Origin of the sequence: Pseudonocardia hispaniensis (assembly GCF_042658695.1) — a bacterium.
Lineage (GTDB): Bacteria > Actinomycetota > Actinomycetes > Mycobacteriales > Pseudonocardiaceae > Pseudonocardia > Pseudonocardia hispaniensis.
Genome location: NZ_JBHSQW010000023.1, coordinates 143,563 through 168,123, shown reverse-complemented (window position 1 = coordinate 168,123; position 24,561 = coordinate 143,563). Strand labels below are relative to the sequence as shown.

26 protein-coding genes are annotated in these 24,561 nt (G+C 70.6%); 18 read left to right on the top strand and 8 right to left on the bottom strand.

What is annotated here, in order from left to right:
• The first annotated feature begins 77 nt into the window (after positions 1–77).
• From ACFQE5_RS10560 to ACFQE5_RS10485, 16 genes are read left to right on the top strand one after another with little or no spacing between them, the layout of a single operon-like run.
• Positions 78–1,685 carry a nickel-dependent hydrogenase large subunit gene (locus ACFQE5_RS10560; RefSeq protein WP_379584667.1) on the top strand — a complete coding sequence of 536 codons (1,608 nt, stop codon included), beginning with the start codon at positions 78–80 and terminating at the stop codon, positions 1,683–1,685.
• A 31-nt stretch (positions 1,686–1,716) separates the two neighbouring features.
• Entirely contained in the window at positions 1,717–2,544 is an 828-nt protein-coding gene (locus tag ACFQE5_RS10555) for a hydrogenase maturation protease (protein WP_379584666.1), read from the top strand.
• On the top strand, positions 2,541–2,762 hold the full coding sequence (locus tag ACFQE5_RS10550; protein WP_379584665.1) for a hypothetical protein: 222 nt from the start codon (positions 2,541–2,543) through the stop codon (positions 2,760–2,762). Before ACFQE5_RS10555 ends, ACFQE5_RS10550 begins: the two co-directional genes overlap by 4 nt.
• Complete coding sequence (locus tag ACFQE5_RS10545; protein WP_379584664.1) at positions 2,755–4,020, top strand: tetratricopeptide repeat protein; 1,266 nt, start codon at positions 2,755–2,757, stop codon at positions 4,018–4,020. Before ACFQE5_RS10550 ends, ACFQE5_RS10545 begins: the two co-directional genes overlap by 8 nt.
• A gap of 3 nt (positions 4,021–4,023) precedes the next feature.
• The gene (locus tag ACFQE5_RS10540) at positions 4,024–4,377 is read left to right on the top strand and encodes a hypothetical protein (RefSeq protein ID WP_379584663.1); all 354 of its coding nucleotides are present in this window, start codon (positions 4,024–4,026) and stop codon (positions 4,375–4,377) included.
• Positions 4,378–4,387: 10 nt separating this feature from the next.
• Positions 4,388–5,302, top strand: coding sequence for a NifU family protein (locus tag ACFQE5_RS10535; RefSeq protein WP_379584662.1), 915 nt, complete (start codon positions 4,388–4,390; stop codon positions 5,300–5,302).
• Positions 5,299–6,441 (top strand): NHL repeat-containing protein, encoded by a 1,143-nt coding sequence (locus tag ACFQE5_RS10530; RefSeq protein ID WP_379584661.1) that lies wholly within the window; start codon positions 5,299–5,301, stop codon positions 6,439–6,441. The genes ACFQE5_RS10535 and ACFQE5_RS10530 overlap by 4 nt, the downstream gene beginning before the upstream one ends.
• Before the next feature lie 20 nt (positions 6,442–6,461).
• Positions 6,462–8,786 carry a carbamoyltransferase HypF gene (hypF, locus tag ACFQE5_RS10525; protein ID WP_379584660.1) on the top strand — a complete coding sequence of 775 codons (2,325 nt, stop codon included), beginning with the start codon at positions 6,462–6,464 and terminating at the stop codon, positions 8,784–8,786.
• A 2-nt stretch (positions 8,787–8,788) separates the two neighbouring features.
• Complete coding sequence (locus tag ACFQE5_RS10520) at positions 8,789–9,064, top strand: HypC/HybG/HupF family hydrogenase formation chaperone (RefSeq protein ID WP_379584659.1); 276 nt, start codon at positions 8,789–8,791, stop codon at positions 9,062–9,064.
• A complete protein-coding gene (locus ACFQE5_RS10515) occupies positions 9,061–9,798 on the top strand; it encodes a HypC/HybG/HupF family hydrogenase formation chaperone (protein ID WP_379584658.1) in 738 nt (245 codons plus the stop codon). The genes ACFQE5_RS10520 and ACFQE5_RS10515 overlap by 4 nt, the downstream gene beginning before the upstream one ends.
• Positions 9,795–10,469 (top strand): D-sedoheptulose-7-phosphate isomerase, encoded by a 675-nt coding sequence (locus ACFQE5_RS10510; RefSeq protein ID WP_379584657.1) that lies wholly within the window; start codon positions 9,795–9,797, stop codon positions 10,467–10,469. The genes ACFQE5_RS10515 and ACFQE5_RS10510 overlap by 4 nt, the downstream gene beginning before the upstream one ends.
• The gene (hypE, locus tag ACFQE5_RS10505) at positions 10,466–11,566 is read left to right on the top strand and encodes a hydrogenase expression/formation protein HypE (protein WP_379584656.1); all 1,101 of its coding nucleotides are present in this window, start codon (positions 10,466–10,468) and stop codon (positions 11,564–11,566) included. Before ACFQE5_RS10510 ends, hypE begins: the two co-directional genes overlap by 4 nt.
• A 48-nt stretch (positions 11,567–11,614) precedes the next feature.
• Entirely contained in the window at positions 11,615–11,887 is a 273-nt protein-coding gene (locus tag ACFQE5_RS10500; RefSeq protein WP_379584655.1) for a HypC/HybG/HupF family hydrogenase formation chaperone, read from the top strand.
• Positions 11,888–11,936: 49 nt separating this feature from the next.
• Positions 11,937–13,070, top strand: a complete 1,134-nt coding sequence (hypD, locus tag ACFQE5_RS10495) for a hydrogenase formation protein HypD (protein WP_379584654.1) — start codon at positions 11,937–11,939, stop codon at positions 13,068–13,070.
• Positions 13,067–13,870 (top strand): DUF6390 family protein, encoded by an 804-nt coding sequence (locus tag ACFQE5_RS10490; protein ID WP_379584653.1) that lies wholly within the window; start codon positions 13,067–13,069, stop codon positions 13,868–13,870. Before hypD ends, ACFQE5_RS10490 begins: the two co-directional genes overlap by 4 nt.
• The gene (locus ACFQE5_RS10485) at positions 13,867–14,727 is read left to right on the top strand and encodes a hypothetical protein (protein WP_379584652.1); all 861 of its coding nucleotides are present in this window, start codon (positions 13,867–13,869) and stop codon (positions 14,725–14,727) included. Before ACFQE5_RS10490 ends, ACFQE5_RS10485 begins: the two co-directional genes overlap by 4 nt.
• Here the strand turns inward: ACFQE5_RS10485 and ACFQE5_RS10480 are convergent.
• The 8 genes from ACFQE5_RS10480 to ACFQE5_RS10445 all read right to left on the bottom strand — a co-directional run bounded on the left by ACFQE5_RS10480 (position 14,717) and on the right by ACFQE5_RS10445 (position 22,128).
• Entirely contained in the window at positions 14,717–15,736 is a 1,020-nt protein-coding gene (locus tag ACFQE5_RS10480; protein WP_379584651.1) for a class I fructose-bisphosphate aldolase, read from the bottom strand. The two genes, ACFQE5_RS10485 and ACFQE5_RS10480, sit on opposite strands and share 11 nt — an antisense overlap.
• On the bottom strand, positions 15,733–16,749 hold the full coding sequence (locus ACFQE5_RS10475; RefSeq protein WP_379584650.1) for a class I fructose-bisphosphate aldolase: 1,017 nt from the start codon (positions 16,747–16,749) through the stop codon (positions 15,733–15,735). The genes ACFQE5_RS10480 and ACFQE5_RS10475 overlap by 4 nt, the downstream gene beginning before the upstream one ends.
• Before the next feature lie 161 nt (positions 16,750–16,910).
• The gene (locus tag ACFQE5_RS10470; protein ID WP_379584649.1) at positions 16,911–17,531 is read right to left on the bottom strand and encodes an antibiotic biosynthesis monooxygenase; all 621 of its coding nucleotides are present in this window, start codon (positions 17,529–17,531) and stop codon (positions 16,911–16,913) included.
• A 104-nt stretch (positions 17,532–17,635) separates the two neighbouring features.
• Positions 17,636–18,481: a nitrilase-related carbon-nitrogen hydrolase gene (locus ACFQE5_RS10465; protein ID WP_379584648.1), complete on the bottom strand. Its 846-nt coding sequence runs from the start codon at positions 18,479–18,481 to the stop codon at positions 17,636–17,638.
• The gene (locus ACFQE5_RS10460) at positions 18,482–19,462 is read right to left on the bottom strand and encodes a glycine betaine ABC transporter substrate-binding protein (protein ID WP_379584647.1); all 981 of its coding nucleotides are present in this window, start codon (positions 19,460–19,462) and stop codon (positions 18,482–18,484) included.
• Positions 19,463–19,493: 31 nt separating this feature from the next.
• Positions 19,494–20,270, bottom strand: a complete 777-nt coding sequence (locus ACFQE5_RS10455; protein WP_379584646.1) for an ABC transporter permease — start codon at positions 20,268–20,270, stop codon at positions 19,494–19,496.
• Positions 20,271–20,272: 2 nt separating this feature from the next.
• On the bottom strand, positions 20,273–21,487 hold the full coding sequence (locus ACFQE5_RS10450; RefSeq protein ID WP_379584645.1) for a betaine/proline/choline family ABC transporter ATP-binding protein: 1,215 nt from the start codon (positions 21,485–21,487) through the stop codon (positions 20,273–20,275).
• Positions 21,484–22,128, bottom strand: coding sequence for an ABC transporter permease (locus ACFQE5_RS10445; RefSeq protein WP_379584644.1), 645 nt, complete (start codon positions 22,126–22,128; stop codon positions 21,484–21,486). The genes ACFQE5_RS10450 and ACFQE5_RS10445 overlap by 4 nt, the downstream gene beginning before the upstream one ends.
• A 301-nt stretch (positions 22,129–22,429) precedes the next feature.
• Between ACFQE5_RS10445 and ACFQE5_RS10440 the strand changes: the two genes are divergently transcribed.
• On the top strand, positions 22,430–23,485 hold the full coding sequence (locus ACFQE5_RS10440) for a homocysteine S-methyltransferase family protein (protein WP_379584643.1): 1,056 nt from the start codon (positions 22,430–22,432) through the stop codon (positions 23,483–23,485).
• 116 nt (positions 23,486–23,601) lie between these two features.
• Complete coding sequence (locus ACFQE5_RS10435; RefSeq protein WP_379584642.1) at positions 23,602–24,123, top strand: VOC family protein; 522 nt, start codon at positions 23,602–23,604, stop codon at positions 24,121–24,123.
• Positions 24,124–24,561 lie beyond the last annotated feature (438 nt).

Below are 24,561 nucleotides of genomic sequence, written 5' to 3'. Positions count from 1 at the left end.
CGGCGCAGGGCCGGCTGCCACCGGCCCTGCGCCCCGCACCCACCACTTGTCATCCGGTCATCCCGAAAGGACTCTTCATGACCGCAGTCGATCTCTTCGTGAGCCCGTTGGGGCGCGTGGAGGGTGACCTCGACGTTCGAGTGACCATCGAGGACGGAGTCGTCACCTCGGCCTGGACCGAGGCGGCGATGTTCCGCGGCTTCGAGATTATCCTCCAGGGCAAGGACCCGCAGGCGGGTCTTATCGTGTGCCCACGCATCTGTGGCATCTGCGGCGGCAGCCACCTCTACAAGTCCGCGTACGCGCTGGATGTGGCGTGGAAGACCCACATGCCGCCGAACGCGACCCTGGTGCGGAACATCTGCCAGGCGGCGGAGACGCTGCAGAGCATCCCGCGCTACTTCTACGCCCTGTTCGCGATCGACCTGACCAACAAGAACTACGCCGGGTTCCCGAGCTACGACGAGGCCGTCCGCCGGTTCGCGCCGTACGTCGGGACGAGCTACCAGCCCGGCGTCGTGCTCTCGGCCAAGCCGGTGGAGATCTACGCGATCTTCGGCGGGCAGTGGCCGCATTCCAGCTTCATGGTCCCGGGCGGGGTCATGGGCGCTCCGACCCTGTCGGACGTCACCCGCTCGATCGCGATCCTCGAGCATTGGAAGGACAACTGGCTCGAGAAGCAGTGGCTCGGCGGCTCGGTCGACCGCTGGCTGGAGAACAAGACCTGGGAAGACGTGCTGGCCTGGGTCAACGAGAACGAGTCGCACTACAACAGCGACTGCGGGTTCTTCATTCGCTACTGCATGGAGGTCGGACTCGACAAGTACGGCGGCGGCGTCGGGAACTACATCGCGACCGGCACCTACTTCGAGCCGTCGCTGTACGAGAACCCCACGATCGACGGCCGCAACGCCGCATTGATCGGCCGGTCCGGGATCTACGCGGACGGCAAGTGGTTCGACTTCGACCAGGCCCGGGTCCGTGAGGACGTCACGCATTCGTTCTACGAGGGCACCGGCGCGCTGCACCCGTTCGACGGCGAGACCCGGCCGATCGACCCCGAGGTCGGCCGCAAGCAGGGCAAGTACAGCTGGGCCAAGTCCCCCCGCTACGACGTTCCGGGGCTGGGGCACATCCCGCTGGAGGCCGGCCCGCTGGCCCGGCGGATGGCCGCGGGCGGCCCGAACGCGGCCGCGCACCAGGACAGCGACCCACTGTTCGTCGACATCGTCAACAAGATCGGGCCGTCGGTCATGGTGCGCCAGCTGGCCCGCATGCACGAGGGCCCGAAGTACTACAAGTGGGTCCGCAGCTGGCTCGACCAGATCGACCTGCACGAAAGCTTCTACACCAAGCCGATCGAGCACGCCGAGGGCCGGGGCTTCGGCGCCACCGAGGCGGCCCGCGGTGCGCTGGCCGACTGGATCGTGATCGAGGACGGCAAGATCAAGAACTACCAGGTCATCACCCCGACGGCCTGGAACATCGGCCCGCGCGACGGTGCCGCGGCGGTCGGACCGATCGAGAAGGCCCTGATCGGGTCGCCGATCGCCGACCAGGAGGACCCGGTCGAGCTCGGGCATGTCGCCCGCAGCTTCGACTCCTGCCTGGTCTGCACGGTGCACGCGTACGACGGCAAGACCGGCCGCGAGCTCAGCAAGTTCGTGATCAACGGGATGGTGTGATCCGACGACCGGCTCGGCGAGAGGATGAGGCGTGACGCAGACGCACGAGGAGCAGCAGATCGACGACCTCGGCCCGTACGGCTGTGAGGTGCTGATCGTCGGCTGCGGCAACCTGCTCCGCGGGGACGACGGCGTCGGCCCCATCCTGATCCGGCATCTCTGGGAACGGGGTATCCCGGACGACGCCCGCATCGTGGACGGCGGTACGGCCGGCATGGACGTCGCCTTCCAGATGCGTGGCGCGCAGCGGGTGGTCATCATCGACGCCAGTGCCACCGGCGCCGCGCCGGGCACGATCTATCGTGTGCCCGGCGCGGAGCTGGCCGACCTGCCGCCGCTGCAGGGCTTGCATACGCACTCGTTCCGGTGGGACCACGCGCTGGCGTTCGCCCGGTGGGCGTTGGGCGAGGACTGCCCGGACGACGTCACGGTCTTCCTGATCGAGGCCGGCGGGGTCGAGCCGGGTGCCGAGCTGACCGAGCCCGTGCGTGAGGCGATGGAGAAGGTCATCACGCTGATCGAGAAGGAGTTCCTCGCCGAGCTGCGGCCCACCGACGACCCGGGCGGGCTGGAGGTCGAGTTCACCGAGGACGGCTACCTGCGGATGGGAGCCCGGCTCGCCGGCAGCCGCTTCCCTTCTGGTGCACTGGTCGCGATGGCTCGCGACGGCGAACTGTGGGTCCTGCCGCTGCGCGGACCGCAGAGCGGTGGGCTCCTGCTCAAGCAGCGCAACCCGGCGGGCGACCGTGCCGTGCTGGTGCGCGAGGCCCTCGGTGACCGCGTCCCGGTCGGTGTCCGTGCTGCGTTCTGGGACGAAGGCCAGGGCGTGCTGCGGATTCCGCTGGACGAGCGGACGTGATCGCCATGGTCGAGGAACACGCCCGACCCGTTCAGGGTGTGGAGACCGTCGTCGTGGCCGACCGCGGACGTTGGGCGGTAGAGCTGGTTGTCCTCTACCGCGACGGTGTCATCCGACGCCGGATCGACACCTACCCGACAAAGGCCCGTGCCGAGATCGCCGCAAGGATGATCAAGCGGGGTGCCGAACGCGAAACGCGAGGACCTGTGAATGGCTGAAGCGACGGCCGAGTGCGCTCCCGTCACCACCGCACTCTCGGATCTGCCCGCCCGGCCGCAGCCGCTCGGTGCTTTTCCGCTCCCCACGAGCTTCCTGCTGATCCCGGCTGGACCGGATACGCAGCAGGCCCGCATCGAGCTGTTGGCCGGGCGGGTGCCGCCGCAGTGGCCGGACCGGTTGCGCGGCCACGAGCTGGCGCTGCGCGGCGACCTCGACGGAGCGCTCGCCGCGATGTCGGGGACGGATCCGGTCAGCCGGTACAACCGATTCGTCATCGATCCGGACGGTGTGGACGCCGATGCGTTGCGCGCCGAGCTCGGCGAGTTCGGTGTCCTGGTCGATCTGGTGTTGTTCACCACCGGACGATCCGAGCTGCCCCCGGAGCTCGGATCGTCCGACGGGGAGCTCGCCGCGGTCGTACTGGCGGCGCAGGCGACGCTCGCGCTCGGCCGCGGTGAGCACGCGGCGGCCGTGGCGACCCTGGATCGGGCCGCCGAGCTCGTCGCCGAGATCGCCCCGCCGCTCGCCGGGGTGCTGCTCGGCGCGGCCGCCGCCGCCGCGCAGGAGTCGGACGGGCCCACCCCGGCGGTGGTCGACCGGCTCGAACGTGCGGTGCGTGCCCTCGGCGAGGCGGAGTCGCTGCGGGTGGGCAGGGCGGAGCTGCACCTGGCGCTCGCGCTGGCCCTGCACGAGCTCGCCGGGGACCGCCCCGACCAGCTCAACCGGGCCGTCCCGCATTACCACTCGGCGTTGCAGCTCGTGCGCAGCGAGGACGCCCCGCAGGTGTGGGCGGCCGCGCACGCCAACCTGGCCTCGGCCTACCTCACGATGCCCATGACCGAGGCGTCCGACCAGCTGCGGATGGGTGTGGCGGTGCAGTCGCTGCGGGCCGCGCTGACCGTCTACACCCGCGAGACCCATCCGGAGCAGTGGGCCAGCGCCCAGCTCAACCTGGCCAACTCGCTCGTCTACACGCCCTCGCGGCACCAGGGGGACAACCTCGTGGAGGCCGTCGAGCTCTACGAGTCACTGCTGGAGGTCCGCTCGCGCGATGTCGACCCGGTCGGGCGGGCCCGGGTGCTGGCCAACCAGGGCAACGTCCTGGCCCACCTCGGCATGTTCGACCAGGCCAAGGCGAAGCTCTACGAGGCGCGGTTCATCTTCGAGGAGTTCTCCGACGGCGAGTCGGTGCGCGCGGTTCGCGGCGTGCTCGACGAGATAGCCCGCCAGCATCAGCTGCTGCGGAGTCAGGGATAGCGGATGCAGCCCTATCAGCGCCACCAGTTCGACGTCCTGATGCAGATCGCCACCGACCGGTTCGCGGACCGGGTCGTGCAGCGCTGCCACGGTCGGGCTGCGGCGCTGAACCGGGTGCGCAGCGACCCGCAGGGCGAGGGGATCTGGCTCGACGAGTACGTCAACACGCTCTTCACCGAGTTCTTCCTCGACGACGTCGCGGGCTCGGCGTTCGTGTTGCAGGCGCTGCAGAAGCGGCTGGTCACAACCGAGGAGACCGTTGCGGACGTGCTGCGAAGGCTCGCCAAGGCCGCGTTCGCGGAGTTGCTGACGGCCAAGGTCGTCGAGGTGCTCGCCCGTTCCGAGCGCCAAGGATGAGGAGAGACCGATGACGGTTGCCCAGACCACCGCCGCCCAACCGGCCCAGAGCACCGAGGACACCGGACCGTCCTTCGAGGACCTGGCTCGCCGGGTGGACGAGGCGGTCCAGGCGGTTGCCGCGCTGGAGGATCCGGCGCGACGGGTCGCGGACGAGCTCAAGGTGGCGGTCGAAGGGATCCACCGGGCGGGGCTGGTGACGATCGTGCGCCGGATGCGGGCCCACCCGGCCGCCCGGGAGCTGCTGTTCGAACTCGTCGACGACCCGGTGATACGTCTGCTGTTCTCGGTGCACGGGATCATCCGCCCGGACCCGATGACCGAAGCCAACCGGGTTCTGGTCGAGGTGCGTCCGCAGCTGCAGTCCCACGGCGGCGACGTGCAGCTGGTGCGGATCGAGGAGGGCGTCGCCTACGTCCGGCTGGAGGGCGCCTGCAACGGCTGCTCGATGTCGTCGGTGACATTGCGCAACCTGGTGGAGCAAGCACTGGTGACCGGCGTCGCGTCGATCACGTCGGTCCAGGTGCTGCCCACCGAGCCGTCGCCCACCCTCATCCCGTTGGAGTCGTTGCGGATCGGAACCGACCCGGCAGCCGAGGGCTGGGTCGAGGCCCTGCCCGCCGCCGAGGTGCCGGCGGGTGCGTTGCGGGCGGTGGAGCTGACGGCGCCCGGCGGGAAGCAGGCCGAGGTGATCGTCGTCAACGTCGAGAACCGGTTGACCGCCTATGTCAACGAGTGCGCGCACGAGGGCCTGCCGCTGGACAACGCGGTGATCGACACCGCGAACGGAACGCTGACCTGCCCCTGGCACGGGTTCTGCTACGACGCGACGTCCGGTGAATGTCTGAGTGCGCCGGGCGCCCAGCTCGAGCAGCTGCCGCTGCGCGTCGACGACGGGCACGTCTGGGTGAGGGTCGGTAGATGACGGTTCCTGAGCTCGTCGACCACCCAGCCGACCTCACCGGCGGCTGGGTGCCTGACGTGTGGATCGGAGCACCGGCGCCGGGCGGTCTGGCGTTGCCCGCGGGCAGCCCGACGATGGCCTGGTGCTACTCCCCGCGCGGGGTGTATCTCGACGATGACCACCTCATCATGGCCGACTCCGGCAACCATCGGGTGCTGATCTGGCACGGGGTTCCGGAGCGCGACGAGCAGCCCGCCGATGTCGTTCTGGGACAACCGGATGGCACGACCGAAGGGCCGGCGGCGGGCGGCCGGGGCCCGGAGCGCGGGATGAACCTGCCGACCGGGGTGCTGGTGCACCAGGGCCGGCTGATCGTCGCGGACGCCTGGCACCACCGCATCCTGGTGTGGAACGAGGTGCCGCGCCGCAGCGACCAGGCACCGGACCTGATCCTCGGCCAGCCGGACCCGGCGTCGGTCGAGCCCAACCGGGGCGTGGAGTGCTCGGCGCACACCTTCTACTGGCCCTTCGGAATCGCCGTGGTCGGTGGCCGGTTCTATGTCGCCGACACCGGCAACCGCCGGGTGCTGGCCTGGGACGGGGGAGTCCCCGAGACCGACCGGCCCGCCGATCTCGTGCTGGGCCAGCCGGATCCCGCCGCCCGCGAGGAGAACCGGGGCGGCGCCGTCGCGCCCGACAGCTTCCGCTGGCCGCACGACATCACCGGAACCGACGAGCTGCTGCTGATCGCCGACGCGGGTAACCATCGGGTGATCGGCTGGCGGCCGCACCCCGGCGTCGACCGCCCCGCGGACATCCTGCTCGGCCAGGCCGACATGGACTCGGCCGTCGAATGGCCGTACGGTCCCCAGCGCGGTGACCGGCTGCGGTTCCCGTATGCCCTCGCGCTCGACTCCGGCCGGCTCGCGATCGGTGACACCGCGAACAACCGCATCCTCATCTGGGAGGGCCCGGCAACCGACGGCCGACCCGCCGACCACGTCCTCGGGCAGCCGACGATGGCGGCCAACGGGGAGAACCGCTGGAGCGGCGTCGAGCGGGACTCGCTGTGCTGGCCGTACGGGCTGTCCCTGCACGGTGACCGGCTTGCGGTGGCCGACTCGGGCAACAACCGGGTCGTGCTGTGGCGGCGACAGTGAAACCAGGGCAGGTTCAGACCGTGGTCGCGACAATGCGGCGACGGCTGACGGTGACCGGCGTCGTACAGGGCGTCGGCTTCCGGCCGTTCGTCTACCGGCTGGCCACCGACCTGGGGCTCACCGGTCTGGTCGGCAACGCCGCCGGGGCGGTGTTCATCGAGGTGCAGGGGCCCGAACCGGCGCTCGAGGAGTTCGCGCATCGACTCCTCGACCAGGCGCCGCCGTTGGCCAGCGTGGCGTCGGTGCAGACCGAGCCGATCCCGCCGATGGGCGATGCCGGCTTCCGGATCGTGGCCAGCCGCGAGAGCGAGGGCACGCGGACCGCGATCCCTCCGGACGTCGCGGTGTGCGACGACTGCGTGGCCGAGCTGTTCGACCCGGCCGACCGGCGCTACCGGCACCCGTTCGTCACGTGTACGAACTGCGGTCCCCGGTTCACGATCATCACCGACCTGCCCTACGACCGCCCGGCCACGACGATGGCGGGCTTCCCGATGTGCGAGCGCTGTGCCGGTGAGTACCACGACGTCGCCGACCGGCGCTTTCACGCTCAGCCGGTGTGCTGCCCGGACTGCGGGCCCGCGCTGTGGTTCGAGGCCGGCGCGGCGCGGGTCGACGGGGCCGATGCCGCGCTCGCGGCCGCCCAGCAGGCGTTGGCGGACGGCCGCATCGTCGCGATCAAGGGGATCGGCGGGTACCACCTGGCCTGCACGGTGGACGACGAGTCCGCGGTGCAGGCGCTACGCCGCCGCAAGGCACGTGGTGGCAAGCCGTTCGCGGTCCTCGTCCGCGATCTGACGGTGGCGCGCCGGTTCGCCGACCTCGACATGGCCGAGGCGGCGGTGCTGACCAGCCCGGCGCGGCCGGTGGTCCTGCTCGACCGCCGCACCGACGCTCCGGTCGCCGAGGCGGTCGCGCCGGGCTGCCCGCAGCTCGGGCTGCTGCTGCCCTACTCGCCGGTGCACCACCTGCTGCTCGCCCCGGTGCCCGGCTCGTCCGCTCCGGTCCCCGACGCGCTGGTGTTGACCAGCGCCAACCTCTCCGACGAGCCGATCTGTTTCACCGACGAGGACGCCCGGGCCCGGCTGCCCCTGCTCGCCGACGCGGTGCTGACCCACGACCGCCCGATCTTCGTGCCGTGCGACGACTCGGTGGTCCGCGTGCTCGACGGTCACGAACTGCCGATCCGCCGTTCGCGCGGCTATGCCCCGCTGCCGGTGGACCTCGGGTTCGCCGCGCCGCCGGTGCTCGCGGTCGGCGGCGAGCTGAAGAACACGTTCTGCCTCACCGACGGCCGCCGCGCCTATCTGTCGGCGCATATCGGCGACATGGGCGGGCTGGAGACGTTGCGCGCCTTCGAGCGTTCGGTCGGCCAGCTCAGCACGCTGCGGCAGGCCGTTCCGCAGTGGTTGGCCGCCGACGCGCATCCCGGCTACCTCACCACCGGCTGGGCGCAGCGCCATGCCGACGACCGTCCGGTCGAGCTCGTTCAGCACCACCACGCGCATGTGGTCTCGCTGCTGGCCGAGCACGGAAGGCTCGGGGAGCCGATCGTCGGCGTGTCCTTCGACGGCACCGGCTACGGCAGCGACGGTGCCGTCTGGGGCGGGGAGATCCTGCGGCTCGGCACCGACAGTCATCGATTCATCCGGGCCGGGCATCTGCGCGCGGTGTCCTTGCCCGGCGGGGATGCGGCCGTCCGAAACCCCCGACGGATGGCGCTCTCCCACCTGAGCTCGGCCGGCATCGAGTGGGCGGTCGACCTTCCGCCGGTGGCCGCCTGCACGCCGGCCGAGCTCAGGGCGTTGCGTTCTCAGCTGGCCTCCGGAATCGGTTGCGTCCCCTGCACGAGCATGGGCCGGCTGTTCGACGCCGTGTCGTCCCTGCTCGGGGTGCGGCACCGCATCGCCTACGAGGGCCAGGCCGCGATCGAGCTGGAGGCGCTGGCGACGACGGTCGGCGTGGACGCGGCCCCGGCCGTGCCGCGGCTGCGGCTGCCGGTGGACCCTGACGGACAGCTCGACCCCTCCCCACTGGTGACCGGGCTCGTCGCCGGGCTGCGGTCCGGGGTCCCGGCGGCGCTCCTGGCGGCCGCGTTCCACGTGGCGGTGGCCGACGCCGTGGTCGCGGTGGTGACCCAGGTGGGCGAGCGGGGCGGGATCCGGCTGGTCGGATTGACTGGTGGGGTCTTTCAGAATGTGGTGCTGTTGCAGGCCTGCCGGAGCCGGTTGCAGAAGGCCGGGTTCGAGGTGCTGACCCACCGGGTCGTGCCGCCCAACGACGGTGGGCTGGCGCTCGGCCAGGCGGCGGTGGCGGCGCTGCAGGCGCGTGAGGAGGGGAGCTGACCATGTGTCTCGGAATCCCGGGCAGGATCGCCGAGGTGTGGGACGACGAGCGTGGGGCCCGGATGGCCCGCGTCGAGTTCCCGGAGGAGACGAAGACGGTCTGTCTCGCCTACCTACCCGATCTTCAGATCGGGGACTACACGATCGTCCACGCCGGATTCGCGCTGACCCGGATCGAGGAGGAGTCCGCAATGGTCACCCTCGCCACGATGCGTGAGTACGGTGTGTTCGGCGATCCGGCGCGGGCGATGCCGGGCGGACCCGAGAGCCTGTCATGAGCGGCACCGAGACCGCGAGCGCGGCCGCGCTCATCGACGACGCGCTGTCGGCCGACCTCGCGGCGGCCTCGTTGATGCTGGCCCGCCGGTTCGCGGCGGGCGCGACCCTGTGGTGCGTGGCCCCGGCCTGGGAGCCGCACGCCAACCACATCGCGGTGGAGTTCGTGCATCCGGTGATCGTGGGCAAGAAGGCGCTGCCCGCGGTCGCACTGACCGGGCCGGACCTGGTGTCGACGGTCCGGGTGTCGGTCCGGCCCGGTGACGTGGTCGTGGCCGTCGCGGCGGCCGCCGATCCCGCGGTGCGTTCGGTGATGCGCCGGTCGCCGGCCTGGGGCACCTCGACGCTGTGGATCGGCAGCGGTCCCCGGCCGCCCGCGGGTTCGGCCGATCATGTGCTGTGGCTCGACGATGCGGATCCGCGGTTGCCTGCCACCGGTGGTTTCGTGTTGCTCTACCACCTGTTGTGGGAGCTGACGCACGTCTGCTTCGAGCACCCGGGTCTGCTGACCGAGCCCGCGGCGGAGTGCACCGACGAGGTGTGCATCACCTGTAGCGACGAGGGCAGGCTCGCCGAGGTGATCGAACCCGCGCCCGGCGGCCGCAGCCTGGTGCGCACCGCCGAGGGCACCGAGACGGTCGACACGATGCTCGTCGACCCCGTCGAGCCCGCCGACCTGTTGCTGGTGCACGCGGGATTGGCGATCAGCAAGGTGGACGAGGAGTGGGACCAGTGACCGGCCCCGAGACGACCGAGGAGACGGGTTTTCTCTATCCGTTTCTGGAAGCGGCGGAGCGCGACCATGAGTCGCTGCTCACCGACCTGGCGGCCTCCGCGCGGGCGAAGGCCGCGGAAAGCGCTGCGCTGCAACACGGCACACTCGCGGCCTGCGCGGAACTGATCGACACGACAGCCGCCGAGATGGCGCGGCGGTTCGCCCGCGGTGGCCGGATGTTCGCCTTCGGCAACGGCGGCAGCTCCACCGACGCGGCGACGCTGGCCGGCCTGTTCGCGCATCCGCCCGTCGGCAGGCCGCTACCGGCGTGGTCGCTGACCGCCGATCAGGCGGTGATCACCGCGCTGGGCAACGACGTCGGCTTCGATCTGGTGTTCGCCCGCCAGCTGATCGCGCGCGGCCGTGACACCGATATCGCGGTGGCGATGTCGACCAGCGGCAGCTCGAAGGACCTCACGATGGCATTCGCCGAGGCCACGCGGCGGGGAATGCTCACGGTCGGCTTCGCCGGCTACGACGGCGGCCAGTTCGCCGCGGACGGCGACGTCGACGCATGTTTCGTGGTGCGCTCGCAGAGCGTGCACCGCATCCAGGAGTCACAGGCACTCCTGGGCTACCGACTCTGGGCCGCGGTCCACGAGCACCTTGTTGAACTGGGGGAACGTCGATGACGTCCGTGCGCCACTCCGGCCCGACCTTTGCCGAGAACGAGGTCATCGAACGGATCGAGGCGTTCCGCAGGCGGCGCCCCCGGCTGCGCGACGAGATGGTCACGCTGGCCCACGGCGCGGGCGGGAAGGCCTCCGCGGCATTGGTCGACGCGGTCTTCGTCGAGGCCTTCCGCAACGAGCAGCTCGAACAGCTCGGCGACGGCGCGGTGCTCACGCTGCCCGGTGGCGACCGGCTGGCCTTCAGCACCGACTCCTTCGTGGTGCAGCCGCTGCGTTTTCCCGGCGGCTCGATCGGTCATCTCGCGGTGCACGGAACCGTGAACGACCTGGCGATGGCGGGGGCCCGGCCGTCCTGGATCTCGGCTGCGTTCGTGCTCGAGGAGGGCTTCTCCGTCGCGGAGCTGCGGGCCATCGTCGCGGACATGGCGCAGGCCGCCGAGGCGGCCGGCGTGCAGATCGTCACCGGCGATACCAAGGTGGTCGCCAAGGGCGCCGCGGACGGCCTCTTCATCACCACGGCGGGCGTCGGGGTGATCCCGAGCGGTCGGCAGCTGTCGGCGGCCGCGGTGCGTCCGGGGGACCGGGTGGTGATGTCGGGATCGATGGGCGACCACGGGATGGCGGTGATGCTGGCCCGCGGGGACCTGGCGATCGAGGCCGACATCGCCTCCGACACCGCCGCGGTGAGCGAGCTGGTGGAGGTTCTGCTCGCGGCCGCACCGTCGACGCGCTGGCTGCGGGACCCGACCCGTGGCGGGGTGGGCACGGTCTGCAACGAGCTCGCCCAGACCAGCGGGCTCGGCGTGGTGCTCGACGAGCAGCGGCTCCCGATCCGCCCCGCGGTGAACGGGGCCTGCGAGATGCTCGGCATCGATCCGCTGTATGTCGCCAACGAGGGCAAGTTCATCGCGGTCGTGGCGCCCGAGGAGACCGAGGCCGCGTTGCTGGCGATGCGCACGCATCCACAGGGTGGCGATGCGGCGGTGATCGGCGAGATCACCGAGGAACCGGCCGCCACCGTCGCATTGCGCACCGGATTCGGCGGAACCCGAATCGTGGACATGTTGGTCGGCGACCCCCTGCCGCGAATCTGCTGAGCGGAGCCTGCCGAACGAGTATCGGCACCCGAGTGAGGAGTGTTTTCTATGTGCCTGGGGATTCCGGGGCAGATCGTCGAGGTCGTCGACGCCGACAACCACCTGGCGATGGTCGACGTCAGCGGAGTGCAGCGCACGATCAGCGTGCGGCTGCTGGAGAAGGACCCGCCACAGCCGGGGGACTGGGTGCTGGTGCACGTCGGATTCGCGATGGCGCGGATCGATGAGGCGGAGGCGATGTTGACCCTGGCCGCGGTGGAAAAGCTGGGGGAGGCCTATCGGGAGGAGATCGAAGCATTCGACTCCTCCGCGATCGTCTAGCCGCGCGGCCCGGCCCGAGCCGATCCACCCACCACGAAAGGAATTCCCTGTGCGCTTCGTCGATGAGTTCCGTGACCCCGCGGCCGCGCGTTCGCTGATCGCCGCGATCGAAGACATGGCCGGCTCCGAGCATTACAAGTTCATGGAGGTGTGCGGCGGCCACACCCACACCATCTACCGGCACGGGCTGGAGCATGTGCTTCCGGAGTCGGTGGAGCTGGTGCACGGCCCGGGTTGTCCGGTGTGCGTCATCCCGATGGGGCGTATCGACGATGCGATCTGGCTGGCCGAACAGCCGGACGTGATCTTCACGTCGTTCGGCGACATGATGCGGGTGCCGGGCAGCAAGGGCAGCCTGCTCGACGCCAAGGCGCGCGGCGCGGATGTGCGGTTCGTCTACTCGCCGCTGGACTCGCTGCGGCTCGCGGTGGACAACCCGGACAAGAAGGTCGTGTTCTTCGCGGTCGGGTTCGAGACCACCGCGCCGTCCACCGCGGTCACCCTGGTCCGGGCCCGCGAGCTGGGTGTCACCAACTTCAGCGTCTTCTGCAACCACGTGACGATCGTTCCGCCGATCAAGGCGATCCTGGACTCGCCCGACCTGCGGTTGTCCGGGTTCCTCGGCCCCGGCCACGTCTCGACGGTGGTCGGCAACCGGCCGTACCGCTTCGTGCCGGAGACCTACGGCAAGCCGCTCGTGGTGGCCGGGTTCGAACCGCTGGACATCCTGGCCGCGGTCGCGATGCTGTTGCGCCAGATCCGTGAGGGCCGATGCGAGGTGGAGAACCAGTACTCGCGGGTGGTCCGTCCGGAGGGCAATCCCGCGGCGCTCGCTCTGATGGGTCGCGTTTTCGAGCTGCGGCCGCATTTCGAATGGCGGGGTCTGGGCTTCATCTCGCAGAGCGCGCTGCGGATGCGCGAGGCGTTCGGCGACTACGACGCCGAGCAGGTCTACGAGATGCCCGGCGTGCGGGTGGCCGACCCGAAGGCGTGCCAGTGCGGTGAGGTGCTCAAGGGTGTGCTCAAGCCCTGGGAGTGCAAGGTGTTCGGTACGGCATGCACCCCGGAGACCCCGATCGGGACGTGCATGGTGTCCGCCGAGGGGGCCTGCGCGGCCTACTACAACTTCGGCCGGATGCACCGCGAGGCCGCTCAGCTCGTCGGGCAGTCGGGTATCCGGTGAGCCCACTGGGTGCCCCGCTCGTCGAGGATGCTCGCGGAGCCTGGCTGTTCGCGCGCTACGCCTATGCGCCCAACAAGCTCGGCTACTGCGGGCCACCGGAGTCGGTCACGCTGGCGGATGCCGGCAGCGTGGCCTCCGCCACCGCCGACGTCCGGGCGGTGGCGCGGCGGTTCTCCGGCGCCTGGCCGTATCTGGAGGTGCTCGCGAAGCTGACCGGGATCGAGGACCCGCTGGACAGCCGTCTCGTCGAGTCCTACTGGCTCGGCGGCGGGGTGAATACGCAGATCAGCGCGCGCGCCTTCGGTGCGGAGCTGCTGGCCCGAATCGCGCCACAGGCCGGCCACTACTGGGCTCATCTGACCCCGGCGCTGCTCGACGAGGCGGCGGGGGATCACTGCTTCCACGTGTTCGGCGTCTACCCGTGGTCCCGGTTGTTGACCACGTCGGCCTACGAGCACCCGTTGCACGTCCTGGACAGCTGCCGGATCCGGTGGGGAACAGTGCTGTCCCGTCAGGACGGCGAGATCGTCGTGCGGTCTCGGCGGTTGACCTGGGACGGCAGCGCGCTCGGGCTGTCCGACCCGACCGAGGAGAACGTCCCGGTCGCGGTGGACGGGCTGAGCTTCCTGCCGGACGTCGCCGTGGGAGACCAGGTGGCCCTGCACTGGCAGTGGCTCTGCGACCGGTTGACCGCCGAGCAGGTCGCCGGCCTCGAGGCGAGCACCCTGCGTCAGATCGAGGCGACCAACCGCAGGCTGGCCAGGGAACGCGGGGCGTCGACGCCGGGGAGCGAAGGATGAGTCGTCCACGTATCGTCCAGACCGACGACCAGATCGGTTTCTACTGGGTCACCACCGGCGGGGTGCCGATCAGCCTGGCCGATCTGGTGCGGTTCGACAGCGAGCCCGAGCGCCTGGTCCCGACTCACCTCGAGGCGCTCGACGACGCGCTGATCATCGCGGCGGGCCGGTTCGGTGAGGTTCTCGGCGGTGGGCGTCGTCCCGGTGGCCCGCAGGAGGAGCAGGATCTGCGCGAGCTGTATCGCGCGATCGACCGGCTGTGCCATGAGTACGAGGCCGCGCTGCACGCGACCGGCCTGTCCGCCGGGGTTCGCGGCGGGCAGATCATCGGGACCGCGGCGCTGTTCGGAATTCGCGCCCGGCTGCCGTTGGACCTGCTGGGGCCCGCGCCGCTGGATGGGCAGCTCGACGATCCCGGGCTCGGCGTCGTCGGTGGCTTCGGCGAGCTGCACCAGGTCGACCCCGCCCAGCCCGGAAAGGGCGCGCGCTGGGTGGTGCGGACCGAGGAGGGCCAACGCTACCCGGCGACGCTGTCGATGCTGCTGTTCGACAGTTCCGGGGTGAACAAGGACGCGGCGCTGGACGAGCACCGCGCGGCGCTGCGGGAGGTCACCACGGCGGCTGCCGCGGGGGAGGTCGAACCGCTCGCCGCCGCGTGCGCGATCGACTGGCTGCTCTACGACTGGCTCATGGCGCACCGGGACGGACCGGACAGCGCCGCGATCGAGCTGAAGGGCAAGTCGATCGACGCCGATGCGACGATGATCGTGCGCGCCGCCGCCGCATCGGCCCGGGCGCGGGCCACCGTCGACCCCGGGCTGCTCGAGCTGCCGGCGCCGGCCCGGGTCAGTTCGTGAACGGTGAACCGGCCTGGATGTAGCCGTCCCACCAGGCCAACCCGTCCCGCCTGGTCACCTCGCTGCGCCCGGCGCGCAGCACGGCCAGCGTGGTGTTGAGCCGGGAACGCAACTCGTTCTGGGCGGGGGCGACCCGATCCGGTCGTCCCCGCCAGACGGCGGCGATCGGTCCGAGCAGGCTTCGGCCCTGACAGAAACCGATCGGCCAGGCCGGTCGGCACCACTGCATCGCGGCGAGGTGGGCGGCCAGGTACCTCGGTTGACCGGACGAGGTGAACGCGATGCCGGTCACCCCGTCCGCTCCGGCCGCGCGCAGGCTGCGCACGGTCGCCATCGCGACGTCCTCGGAGTCCGCGGTCTGCCGGGAGCGGCGCCCGGGGAGAACGAGGCTGGCGCCCAGGACGGTCGCGGCCAGATCGACCTTCGCGGCTTCCAGCGCGACCATCACGGAGCCGATCGCGCGGGTGTGGGCATCCTCGGCCTGCTCGATGGTGTCCTGATCGGACACCCGGACCGCGCATTCGACGAACGGGAGCAGCCCGCCGCGCTGGCAGATGGACGCCCAGGCGGCCACCGAGCGGATGCGAACCCGCTCCTCGTCGGTCACCGATCCGCCGATGACCTGGCGCCACCGGGCGAACACGGCGCCGTTCTCGGCATGCCGGTCGACCTCCTTGGCCATCCGATCGGCGGAGTCGACCATGTCGGTGGTCTCGTCGCCCATCCGCACCCCGATCGGCACCCGCCCGTCGGTGAGCAGTGCGGGAACCGCTTCCGGTCGGCGTGCGGCGGCGGACAGCTCGTCCCGGTCGACCAGCACCCCGCTGAGCATCCGATGTAGACCCGGAGCGGTGAGCACGAGGTCGCGCAGCGCGCGACAGTTCTGTTCGCTGGGGGTAAGCCGGGCCCGCCGGAGCAGGCCATGGAGATGGGCGCTGGGCTGGTCCACGGCCAGCAGAGCACGGCCGGGAGCCGTCAGGCGCCCCGCGCGGCTGCGCAGTTCGGTCATCGGATCGTCGCCGTGCCGAGGCGCGCGATGCCGGGGAGCTCATGACCGGACGGCACGTCCGGGTTCGACTGTCCACAGAGGGCAGCCGAGGCGGCGGCCAGGCCCGCGTGCAGCACCCGCTGAGCGGCCCGGACGGATGCCTCGCGGCCACGCCAGGCGTGCAGCGCGGGTTGGGTCACATGTCGTCCGAGATAGAACGTGACCGGCCACGGCGGCGCGGAGGCGCACACCGTGGCGACGGCGTCGACGGTCTCGGTGGCGGACTGCCGGCCGCCGGCGAGCGCGACCCCGCCCAGCCTGGTGGGAAGGGCGGCCAGTGGGCTCGCGACGAGCGGGTCGCGGCCGGTGCCCGGGCCGGCCTCCACACAGATCACCACAGCTGACAGGTCGACGTCGAGGTCCTCGAGGTGCCCGGAGATGCTCAGCAGCGCCGCCGCGAGGGTTGCGTCGCGCGGCGGTCCGGGGTCCATGCCGAGCCGGGTTCCGACCCGGACGAGCGGCACCAGACCCATGTCCTGGCAGACATAGGCGAAGCGGGCGGCGGCCTGGCTGTTCGCGGTGAGCTGGCGCAGCGCGCCGCGGTCGGCGCCGGTGCCGGCGACGGTGCTCCAGACCGCGAAGGTCGCACCGGCGCTGCGCAGCCGGCGTAGCCGAGTGGCCAGGCCGTCGAGGCCGGACGTCACCAGCTCGCGCTTGTCCGACGACATCGGTTCGACCCCGGTATCGGCGCGGACGCCCGGCAGGATGCCCGCATCCCGAAGGGCCTCCGGCATCCGGCGGCCACGCATCCGGGGTGCCTCGAACGCCTGCGGGTCGAGCACCGCGGCGCTCGTGGCCGACGACAGGTCGGGCGTGCCGAGCAGCATCGTCAGGTACTCGTCGGTGGTCCGTGGGGTGAGACTGAGCGAGGCCGAGCGGAACCGGCTGACGAGTGCCGCCGGTGCGGTGTCGAGCGCGAGGATCCCCTTGCGGAATGCGAAAAGCCGGCGTGTGCGACGCCGCAGTGTGTTCATCTCGTCCACCCCTTGGAGCGCCGCATCCGCTGGTGCGGGGATTCCTGCCGCCCTGGCCAGGGAAGACTTCCGCACTGCCGTCGAGGTCACACCCCCTCAGCGGGGGAAATCGTGGGGCACCGCCCACGCGGACATCGACATCGCCGACGTCCCGCGGGCGATCAGACCAGCTCGGGTACGCGCAGGTGAGCGAGCGCCAGCTCGAACTCGCCGACCTCGAGAACCGTGACTCCGGTCTCATGCGCGCCGGTGTGGCGCAGCGCCTCGGCCTGGTCGCGACTGCGCACGAGGGCGTCGCGGCTGTCGAAGGTCACCGAGGACACGCCGTAACCGCCGGCCCGGTCGACCAGCAGGCTGGCGCTACAGAACCCGTCGAACTCCTCGATCATCGGTAGCAGCGCCATCCGGTAGATGTCGATGGCGCGGACGGCCCGGTCGGCCGGGATCTGCATCCATGTGGCGCGCACGCAGGCGCCGGGACTCGAGCAATGGTCGCGGTGCATGACGGCGATCTCCCACTCGTCGACCTGCGGCCGCCCGCCGAGTACCTCGGCGGCGCGTTCCCGCACCGGGCGGAGCCGGGTCTCGCTGGCCTGCATGGCCTCGGGACTGTGCCACGCACTGGTCGCGATACAGCGACCCGAGTCCCGGTCGATCAGCATGGACAGCCCGACGCAGCCGTCCATCGTCGCCAGGACGGGCATCACCTCGTCGCGGATGTGCGCGATCCCCGCGTCGATCGACTCCGGGTGCGCCATGACCGTGGTGGAACGTGCGTACACGATCCGCCCCCTTCCGATCGGGGCAGCGCCCCGGCGGCGCCGCCGGACCTGGCACACCATGCTCCTGCCCGCCCGGTCTGGCAATGGCCGGTTTCGAACCGGACTCAGAGGTCGCCACCCTCGTCGAGCAGCCGGTGCACCTCCCGGTTGATCAGTCCCAGCCGCGCCTCCTTGACCAGCGGGATGGCGCGCCGGCGTCGCCGCACATCAGTGAGGTCGATGTCGACGGTGACGAGCTGCTCGACGTCCTCGGGCGCCTCGGCGACGATCTCCCCCCACGGGTCGACGACGTGTGAGCCGCCCCAGAAGTGCAGGTCGTTCTCGGCTCCCACCCGGTTCACGAACACGACGAACAGCTGGAACATGCGCGCGTAGAACCGGGTGATGTCGCGCCAGTAGGACTTCGAGTCGTACCGCTGCGGGAACTGGCTCTGGGCACTGGAGGCCGGAATCAGCAGCACCAGGGCGCCGTCCTGGGTGGCGAGGAACGCCAGCTGGGGCTGCCAGGCGTCGTTGCACACCAGGATCGCCATCCGGGTGTCCTCGGCCGCGGGGAACGCCCGCAGTGACGGTCCGGGCGTGAAGTGCTTGCGTTCCTCGAAGACGGTGTAGTTCGGCAGATAGAGCTTGCGGTGCACGTGCACCAGACGCCCGCCCTGGAAGTAGGCCGCGCTGTTGTAGGTGTGCACACCGGGGCCGTCCTCGACGAAGCCCAGCACCACCCCCGCCTCCCCGGCTCGCCGGGCTACGCGCTGCAGGCGTGGGTCGGTGGCCCGCAGCGACAGGTCCTCGTCGATCCGGCCGATCGAGTACCCCGGCAGGTGCAGCTCCGGGAACACGATGAGCTCCGAGCCGTCCCGGACGGCGTCGGCGACGGCGTGCTCGGCGTGCTGGAGGTTGGCGTCCAGCCCGCCGAGCGTGACGTCGACCTGGGCGAGGGTGATCCTCATCTACGAGGTGAACCCGTTGTCGGAGAGGAACTGCTTCGCAACCTCCTCCGCGGTCTGACCGTTGACGTCGACCTGCTCGTTGAGCCCGCGGAGCACCTCGGTGGTGAGCTTCGCGGCGATCGGGTCGAACACCTGGGCCAGCTGCGGATTCTTGTTGGCAACGTCCTCCCGCACGGTCATGGCCACGTTGTAGGGAACGAAGAAGTTCTTGTCGTCGGAGACGATCTCGAGCTTGTTGGCCGCGATCCGGCCGTCGGTGGCGAAGACCTCGCCGAACTTGCACTGCTGGCCGGTCGGGACCTGGGTGTAGATGATGCCGAGGTCCATCTCGGCGACGTTGGCCTTCGGGAGGGTGAACCCGTAGGCCTGCTCCACACCGGGCCATCCGTCGTCGCGGGTGAGGAACTCGGTCGCGGCGCACAGGCTGGCCTCCGCCGGGTTCTCGTTGGCCAGCCGTGCGTAGTCGGACAGGTTGCGGACGCCGAGCTGGTCGCCCCGGCCCTGCGCGGTGGCGATGGCGTAGGTGTTGTTCGCCGGCGCCGGGGACAGCCACACGATGTGATTGGTCTGCAGATCCTCGGCCGCGACCGCCTGGTAGACCGCCTCCGAACCCGACGGCGCCTGGGACGCCTCGTGCTTGAGGTGCACCGTCCAGCCGGTGCCGGTGTACTCCCAGTACATGTCGATCTGCTCGGAGGTCAGCGCCGTGCGGACGTTGGTGGTGCCGCTGATGCCGGTCCGGTCCTCCACCGTGGCGCCGGTCGCGGCCAGCGCCTGCAGCGCGATCTGGCCGAGGACGAGCTGTTCGGTGAACTCCTTGGACCCCACCGTGAACGTCGACCCGGACAGGTTGATGGCGGCGAGGGAGCCGCCCCCGCCCCCACTCCCAGTCCCACCGCCGCCTCCGCCACAGGCCGTGAGTGCCAGCGCGGCGCCGGTCAGCAGGATCAGCAGCCGGGCCCGGATGGTCCTCGCTCGCATTCGCTACTCGCCTTCGTCGTGATGGGCTTGCCTACAGTCCTCGGGGTCGCAGCACGTCCTCGGCGACCCCGCCCAGATAGTCGATCAGAAGTGCCAGCACCGCGGTGAGCACGCTGCCGACGACCGTGATCAGAATCCGGCCCTGTACCAGCCCGGCGACGATGATGTCGCCGTATCCGCCGCCGTTGATGAAGGCAGCCAGCGTGGCGGTGCCGACGTTGATCACGAGCGCCACCCGGATCCCGGCCAGGATGACGGGCACCGCGAGTGGGAGTTCGATGCGTCTGAGCACTCCGAACGCGCTCATCCCCATGCCGCGCCCGGACTCGATGACCGCGGAGTCCACCTGCCGCAGCCCGATCATCGTGTTGCGCAGCACCGGCAGCGCCGAGTAGGCGACCAGCGCGACGATCGCGGGCCAGAACCCGATGGTCCAGACCACGGCGAACAGCGCCACCAGACCGATCGAGGGAATGGCCTGCCCGATGTTGAACACGGCGAGGGCGGGTGGCGTGATGCGCCGGGCGAACGGACGGGTCAGCGCGATGCCCAGCGGGATCGCGAGGATCAGCACCAGGATCGTCGACACCACGGTCAGCGTCAGGTGCTGGACGGTGGCGGTGGCGATGAAGTCCAGGTTGATCCGGCGCTGTTCGATGCTGTCCAGCTCCTGGCCGCGCACGTACAGGTACAGCGCGAGCAGGACCGCGGCGAGCAGGACGGGCATGAACAGGTAGCCGCCGACGGTGCGTCGCCTCGCCGGCGTCGTGCCGGGAACCTCGACGGTCTGCTCGGTGACGACGGACATCGCTACCCGACCTCGTCCACGGGCTGCGCGGCGGCGAATCCGCGGCGCAGCCGGCCCCGTTCGGCGCTGCGCATCCCACGGATCGCCTCGTTGATGGTGTCGATGTCGACGACGCCGCGGTACTCGCCGGACTCCCCGACGACCACGGCGGTGCTGTACCGGGCGGTGAGCATCTCGTTGAGGGCGTCGCTGAGCGTGGCCCGTGGTTCGACGACGGCCAGCGGCAGACCGATCGCCGACAGCGGCCGGACGTCGGCGCGCCGCAGGCGGTCGGAGTCGACCCAGCTCAGCGGCCGCCCCTGCCGGTCCAACACCAGCAGGCAGCCCTTGTCGCTGGCCTGCAGCGTCGCCATGGCCTCGGCCCGGTCGGTCTCGTCGGTGACCGTCGGCCAACTGCCGAGCTCGATGTCGCGCACCCGGCTCAGGCTCAGGCGTTTCAGCGAGGCCCCGTGTCCGATGAAGTCGGCGACGAACTCGTCGGCCGGATCGACGAGGATGCGTTCGGGGGTGTCGTACTGGGCGACGTGGGACTGCTCGCGCAGGATCGCGATCCGGTCACCCATTTTGATCGCCTCGTCGATGTCGTGGGTGACGAACACGATCGTCTTGCGCAGCTCGGCCTGAATGCGCAGGAACTCGTTCTGCAGCCGGTCCCGGGTGATCGGGTCGATCGCGCCGAACGGTTCGTCCATGAGCATGATGTCGGGGTCCGCGCTCATCGCCCGTGCCACCCCGATCCGCTGACGTTGTCCGCCGGAGAGCTCCTTGGGGTAGCGATCGCGGTGCAGGGCCGGGTCCATGCCGACGATCTCGATCAGCTCGTCCACCCGGGCGGCGATGCGCGCGCGGTCCCAGCCCAGCAGCTTGGGCACGGTGGCGATGTTCTCCGCGATCGTCATGTGCGGGAACAGCCCGATCTGCTGGATGACGTAGCCGATCCGGCGCCGCAGCTGGTCGGGGTCGGCGCGGGTGACGTCCTCGCCGTCGATGAGGATCCGGCCGGAGCTGGGCTCGATCAACCGGTTGATCATCTTCATCACGGTGGTCTTCCCGCAGCCGGACGGCCCGACGAAGATCACGATCTCGCCCTCGGGAATGGTGAGGGTGAGCTCGTCCACCGCAGGTTTGTGCTGGCCGGGGTACCGCTTGGTCAGCCGGTCCAAATGGATCTTGACGCGGTTCTCGTCCCGGGAGCCGATGCCGCCCGGTGTACTCATCGAATCCCCCGTGCGGTGGTGAGCCGGTTGAGCAGAACATAGAGCAGGTCGAACAGCACGGCGAGGACGATCACGCCGAGGATCCCGCCGAGCACCAGGTTGAGCGCGACCGGACTGCCGATCCGGGCCAGCCCGCGGAAGATGTCGTTGCCGAGGCCGGGACCGCGGATGTAGGCGCCGATGGCGGCGATGCCCAGCGTGATCAGCGTCGAGACCCGCATGCCGGTGAGGATCACCGGCCAGGCCAGCGGCAGCTCGATGCGGATCAGCCGCAGCCTCCGACTCATCCCCATGCCTTGGGCGGACTCGACGATCGCCGGGTCCACCCCACGCAACCCCACGATCGTGTTGGTGACGATCGGCAGCAGCGCGTACATCACCAGCGCGACCACCACGGGGGTGGTGCCGAGTCCGAACACCGGGATGAAGAGTCCGAACAGGGCCAGCGAGGGAATCGTCAGAAAGACCGAGGTGATCGCGATGACGAGCTCGCGCGGCCGCTCGGTGCGGTAGGTCGCCACGCCGAGGCCGACGCCGATCACGGTGGCGATCAGCACCGCGACCGCGGTGATGATCGCATGCTGGATCGCGAGATCGAGCAGACCGGCCCAGCGCGACGCGAGATAGTCCAGAAAGCTCACGCGATCCTCCCGCGGACGCCCGCCGTCCCCAGCACAGCCACCCCCCCTGATCGACTGCCCTCGGAGGGTGGCATGGCGGTGCGCGGGCCACAACTCGGCAGTCGGATCGGACACACCGTTTCGACGCAGGTCGAACAACGTCCGGTATGGACCGATGACCCTCCGCTATGCCCGCGACCAGGACTTTTGCTGGCCCACGGCGATGAATCATGTTATCGTCCCGAGTGATTGGCAACACTATTGCCGCAGTGGCGATTCTGCTGTGGCAATCGGCCCGCGGTCAGCGGCGGAGGAATCTGCGATGGCCACGCTCACAGGTCTTCGATCCCGACTTGGCGACCGGCTCGTCGAGGGACCGGTCATCTGCGCCGAAGGCTACGTGTTCGAGTTGGAGCGACGGGGCTACCTACAGGCCGGTGCCTTCGTGCCGGAGGTCGTGCTGGAGCACCCGATCCAGGTGCGCCTGCTGCACGAGGAGTTCGTCCATGCGGGCTCGGACGTCGTCCAGGCCTTCACCTATTACGCGCACCGGGAGAAGCTGCGCCAGATCGGCAAGGATCACCTGCTCGAGCCGCTCAACCGGCAGGCCCTGGAGATCGCTCGCGACGTAGCGCTGGGCAGCGGGGCGCTGCTGGCCGGCGGCATCTGCAACTCCAACCTGTTCGACCCGGTGGATCCGGCGACGTGCGCGCAGGTGCGGGCCATGTTCGACGAGCAGGTCGGCTGGGCCGCCGAGGCAGGGGTCGACTTCGTCATCGGCGAAACCTTCCGCTATCTCGACGAAGCCCTGCTCGCGCTCGCGGCGATCCGCGCGGCCGAGCTGCCCGCAGTGATCACCCTGAACCTGCACGGGACCCCGCGGACCCGCGAGGACATCGAGCTGCCCGAGGCCATGCGACGACTCGCCGACGCAGGCGCGGACGTGGTCGGGCTCAACTGCTCGCGCGGGCCGGCGACGATGCTGCCACTGCTGCCCGACCTGGTCGGTGCCGTGTCCGTCCCGGTCGCCGCACTGCCGGTGCCCTACCGGACCGATGCCGCGCATCCGAACTTCCAGGCACTCGCCGATCCGAACTACACCGGCTTCCCGGCCGGACGGCCCTTCCCCACCGGCCTCGACCCGTTCACCTGCACCCGGTACGAGGTCGCCGACTTCACCCGCGCCGCGCAGGCCGCGGGCGTGCGGTACCTCGGCCTGTGCTGCGGTGCGGGGCCGCATCACATCCGCAGCATGGCCGAGGCTCTCGGCCGCCGTCCCCCGGCGAGTCGGTACACCGAGGACATGAGCAGGCACGTCTACTTCGGATCCGACCCGGCGCTGGCTCCGGCGTACCTGGAGTACGGCCGCGCACTCTGATCCGGCCCGGCGCCGGCGCTCGAGCGGCGGTGGCCGACCGCGGCTCGCGCCGCTCAGGTCGGGAAACCTCGCCCGTCGGCACGTACCGTGGAGGTCCCCAAGGAAGGGAGCCTGTGATGCCACAGCCAGCGGGAGCCGAACTCGAGGCCATCCGCGCGCGGCGCAGCGAACTCCGGGACACCTACCTGCGCACGGGTTCAGCGCGACCGGCCACCACGGTCCGTGGTGTCCACCACCTCGCGCTGATCTGCCGGGACGTCGAGCAGACGATCCAGTTCTACCAGGACCTGCTCGGCTTCCCACTGGTCGAGCTCGTCGAGAACCGCGACTACCCGGGCTCCAGTCACTTCTTCTTCGACATCGGCAACCGCAACCTGCTCGGGTTCTTCGACTTCCCCGGGCATCACCACCCGGACTTCCACGAGACGATCGGCGGGGTGCAGCACCTGGCCCTGTCCACCTCGCCCGAGGAGTTCCAGAAGGCCCGCACGCGGCTCGACGAGGCGGGGATCGCCTATCTCGGGCCCGACCGCGGCGTCGAGAACAGCCTCTACATCCGTGACCCCAACGGGGTGGGCATCGAGTTCTACTGCGAGGAGCTCGGCCGGTTCGAGGGCGTCGAGCTGCTGACCAGCTGACCGCCGGGCGCACCGCTCAACCAGTTGTCGCGACCGGCGAACGTGGGCGCAACCCAGTCGGCGCTCGCACGTCAGTCAAGGTGCGGGACGGGTGCGTCGGGTGCGTATCGTGCAGGCTCGGATCGGTGACGTGGCGGCGACTCGCCCCGCGGTACGGGTGAACATGCCGACGGGGTGGTGTGCAGCATGAGCGGTAACGTCGGGGGGCCGATGCGGCCCCGGGGGCCGGGCGCGCCGCCACTGCGTCCCGGTTCCGGCCCGGGCTGGGGCCAGCCACGTCGTCCCTACCGCGAGGCCCCTCCTTCGCGGGGGCACCACCCGCCACCGCAGCGGACCCCCATGCCGCCACACACCGCGCGGGGAGCCGGGCCACCCGCACCCGTCCCGTCGGCGCGACGTCCAGCGGATCTGCCGAGGCGCAGGCCACGCTGGGGGCGC

Bases quoted from the DNA above. Each gene is read 5' to 3' on its own strand.
- ACFQE5_RS10535 (WP_379584662.1), top strand. From the start codon at position 4,388: ATGACGGTTGCCCAGACCACCGCCGCCCAACCGGCCCAGAGCACCGAG.
- ACFQE5_RS10460 (WP_379584647.1), bottom strand. From the start codon at position 19,462: ATGCGAGCGAGGACCATCCGGGCCCGGCTGCTGATCCTGCTGACCGGC.
- ACFQE5_RS10515 (WP_379584658.1), top strand. From the start codon at position 9,061: ATGAGCGGCACCGAGACCGCGAGCGCGGCCGCGCTCATCGACGACGCG.
- hypE (WP_379584656.1), top strand. From the start codon at position 10,466: ATGACGTCCGTGCGCCACTCCGGCCCGACCTTTGCCGAGAACGAGGTC.
- ACFQE5_RS10540 (WP_379584663.1), top strand. From the start codon at position 4,024: ATGCAGCCCTATCAGCGCCACCAGTTCGACGTCCTGATGCAGATCGCC.
- ACFQE5_RS10485 (WP_379584652.1), top strand. From the start codon at position 13,867: ATGAGTCGTCCACGTATCGTCCAGACCGACGACCAGATCGGTTTCTAC.
- ACFQE5_RS10455 (WP_379584646.1), bottom strand. From the start codon at position 20,270: ATGTCCGTCGTCACCGAGCAGACCGTCGAGGTTCCCGGCACGACGCCG.
- ACFQE5_RS10440 (WP_379584643.1), top strand. From the start codon at position 22,430: ATGGCCACGCTCACAGGTCTTCGATCCCGACTTGGCGACCGGCTCGTC.
- ACFQE5_RS10520 (WP_379584659.1), top strand. From the start codon at position 8,789: ATGTGTCTCGGAATCCCGGGCAGGATCGCCGAGGTGTGGGACGACGAG.
- ACFQE5_RS10560 (WP_379584667.1), top strand. From the start codon at position 78: ATGACCGCAGTCGATCTCTTCGTGAGCCCGTTGGGGCGCGTGGAGGGT.
- ACFQE5_RS10480 (WP_379584651.1), bottom strand. From the start codon at position 15,736: ATGACCGAACTGCGCAGCCGCGCGGGGCGCCTGACGGCTCCCGGCCGT.
- ACFQE5_RS10500 (WP_379584655.1), top strand. From the start codon at position 11,615: ATGTGCCTGGGGATTCCGGGGCAGATCGTCGAGGTCGTCGACGCCGAC.
- ACFQE5_RS10475 (WP_379584650.1), bottom strand. From the start codon at position 16,749: ATGAACACACTGCGGCGTCGCACACGCCGGCTTTTCGCATTCCGCAAG.
- ACFQE5_RS10435 (WP_379584642.1), top strand. From the start codon at position 23,602: ATGCCACAGCCAGCGGGAGCCGAACTCGAGGCCATCCGCGCGCGGCGC.
- ACFQE5_RS10465 (WP_379584648.1), bottom strand. From the start codon at position 18,481: ATGAGGATCACCCTCGCCCAGGTCGACGTCACGCTCGGCGGGCTGGAC.
- ACFQE5_RS10450 (WP_379584645.1), bottom strand. From the start codon at position 21,487: ATGAGTACACCGGGCGGCATCGGCTCCCGGGACGAGAACCGCGTCAAG.
- ACFQE5_RS10530 (WP_379584661.1), top strand. From the start codon at position 5,299: ATGACGGTTCCTGAGCTCGTCGACCACCCAGCCGACCTCACCGGCGGC.
- ACFQE5_RS10545 (WP_379584664.1), top strand. From the start codon at position 2,755: ATGGCTGAAGCGACGGCCGAGTGCGCTCCCGTCACCACCGCACTCTCG.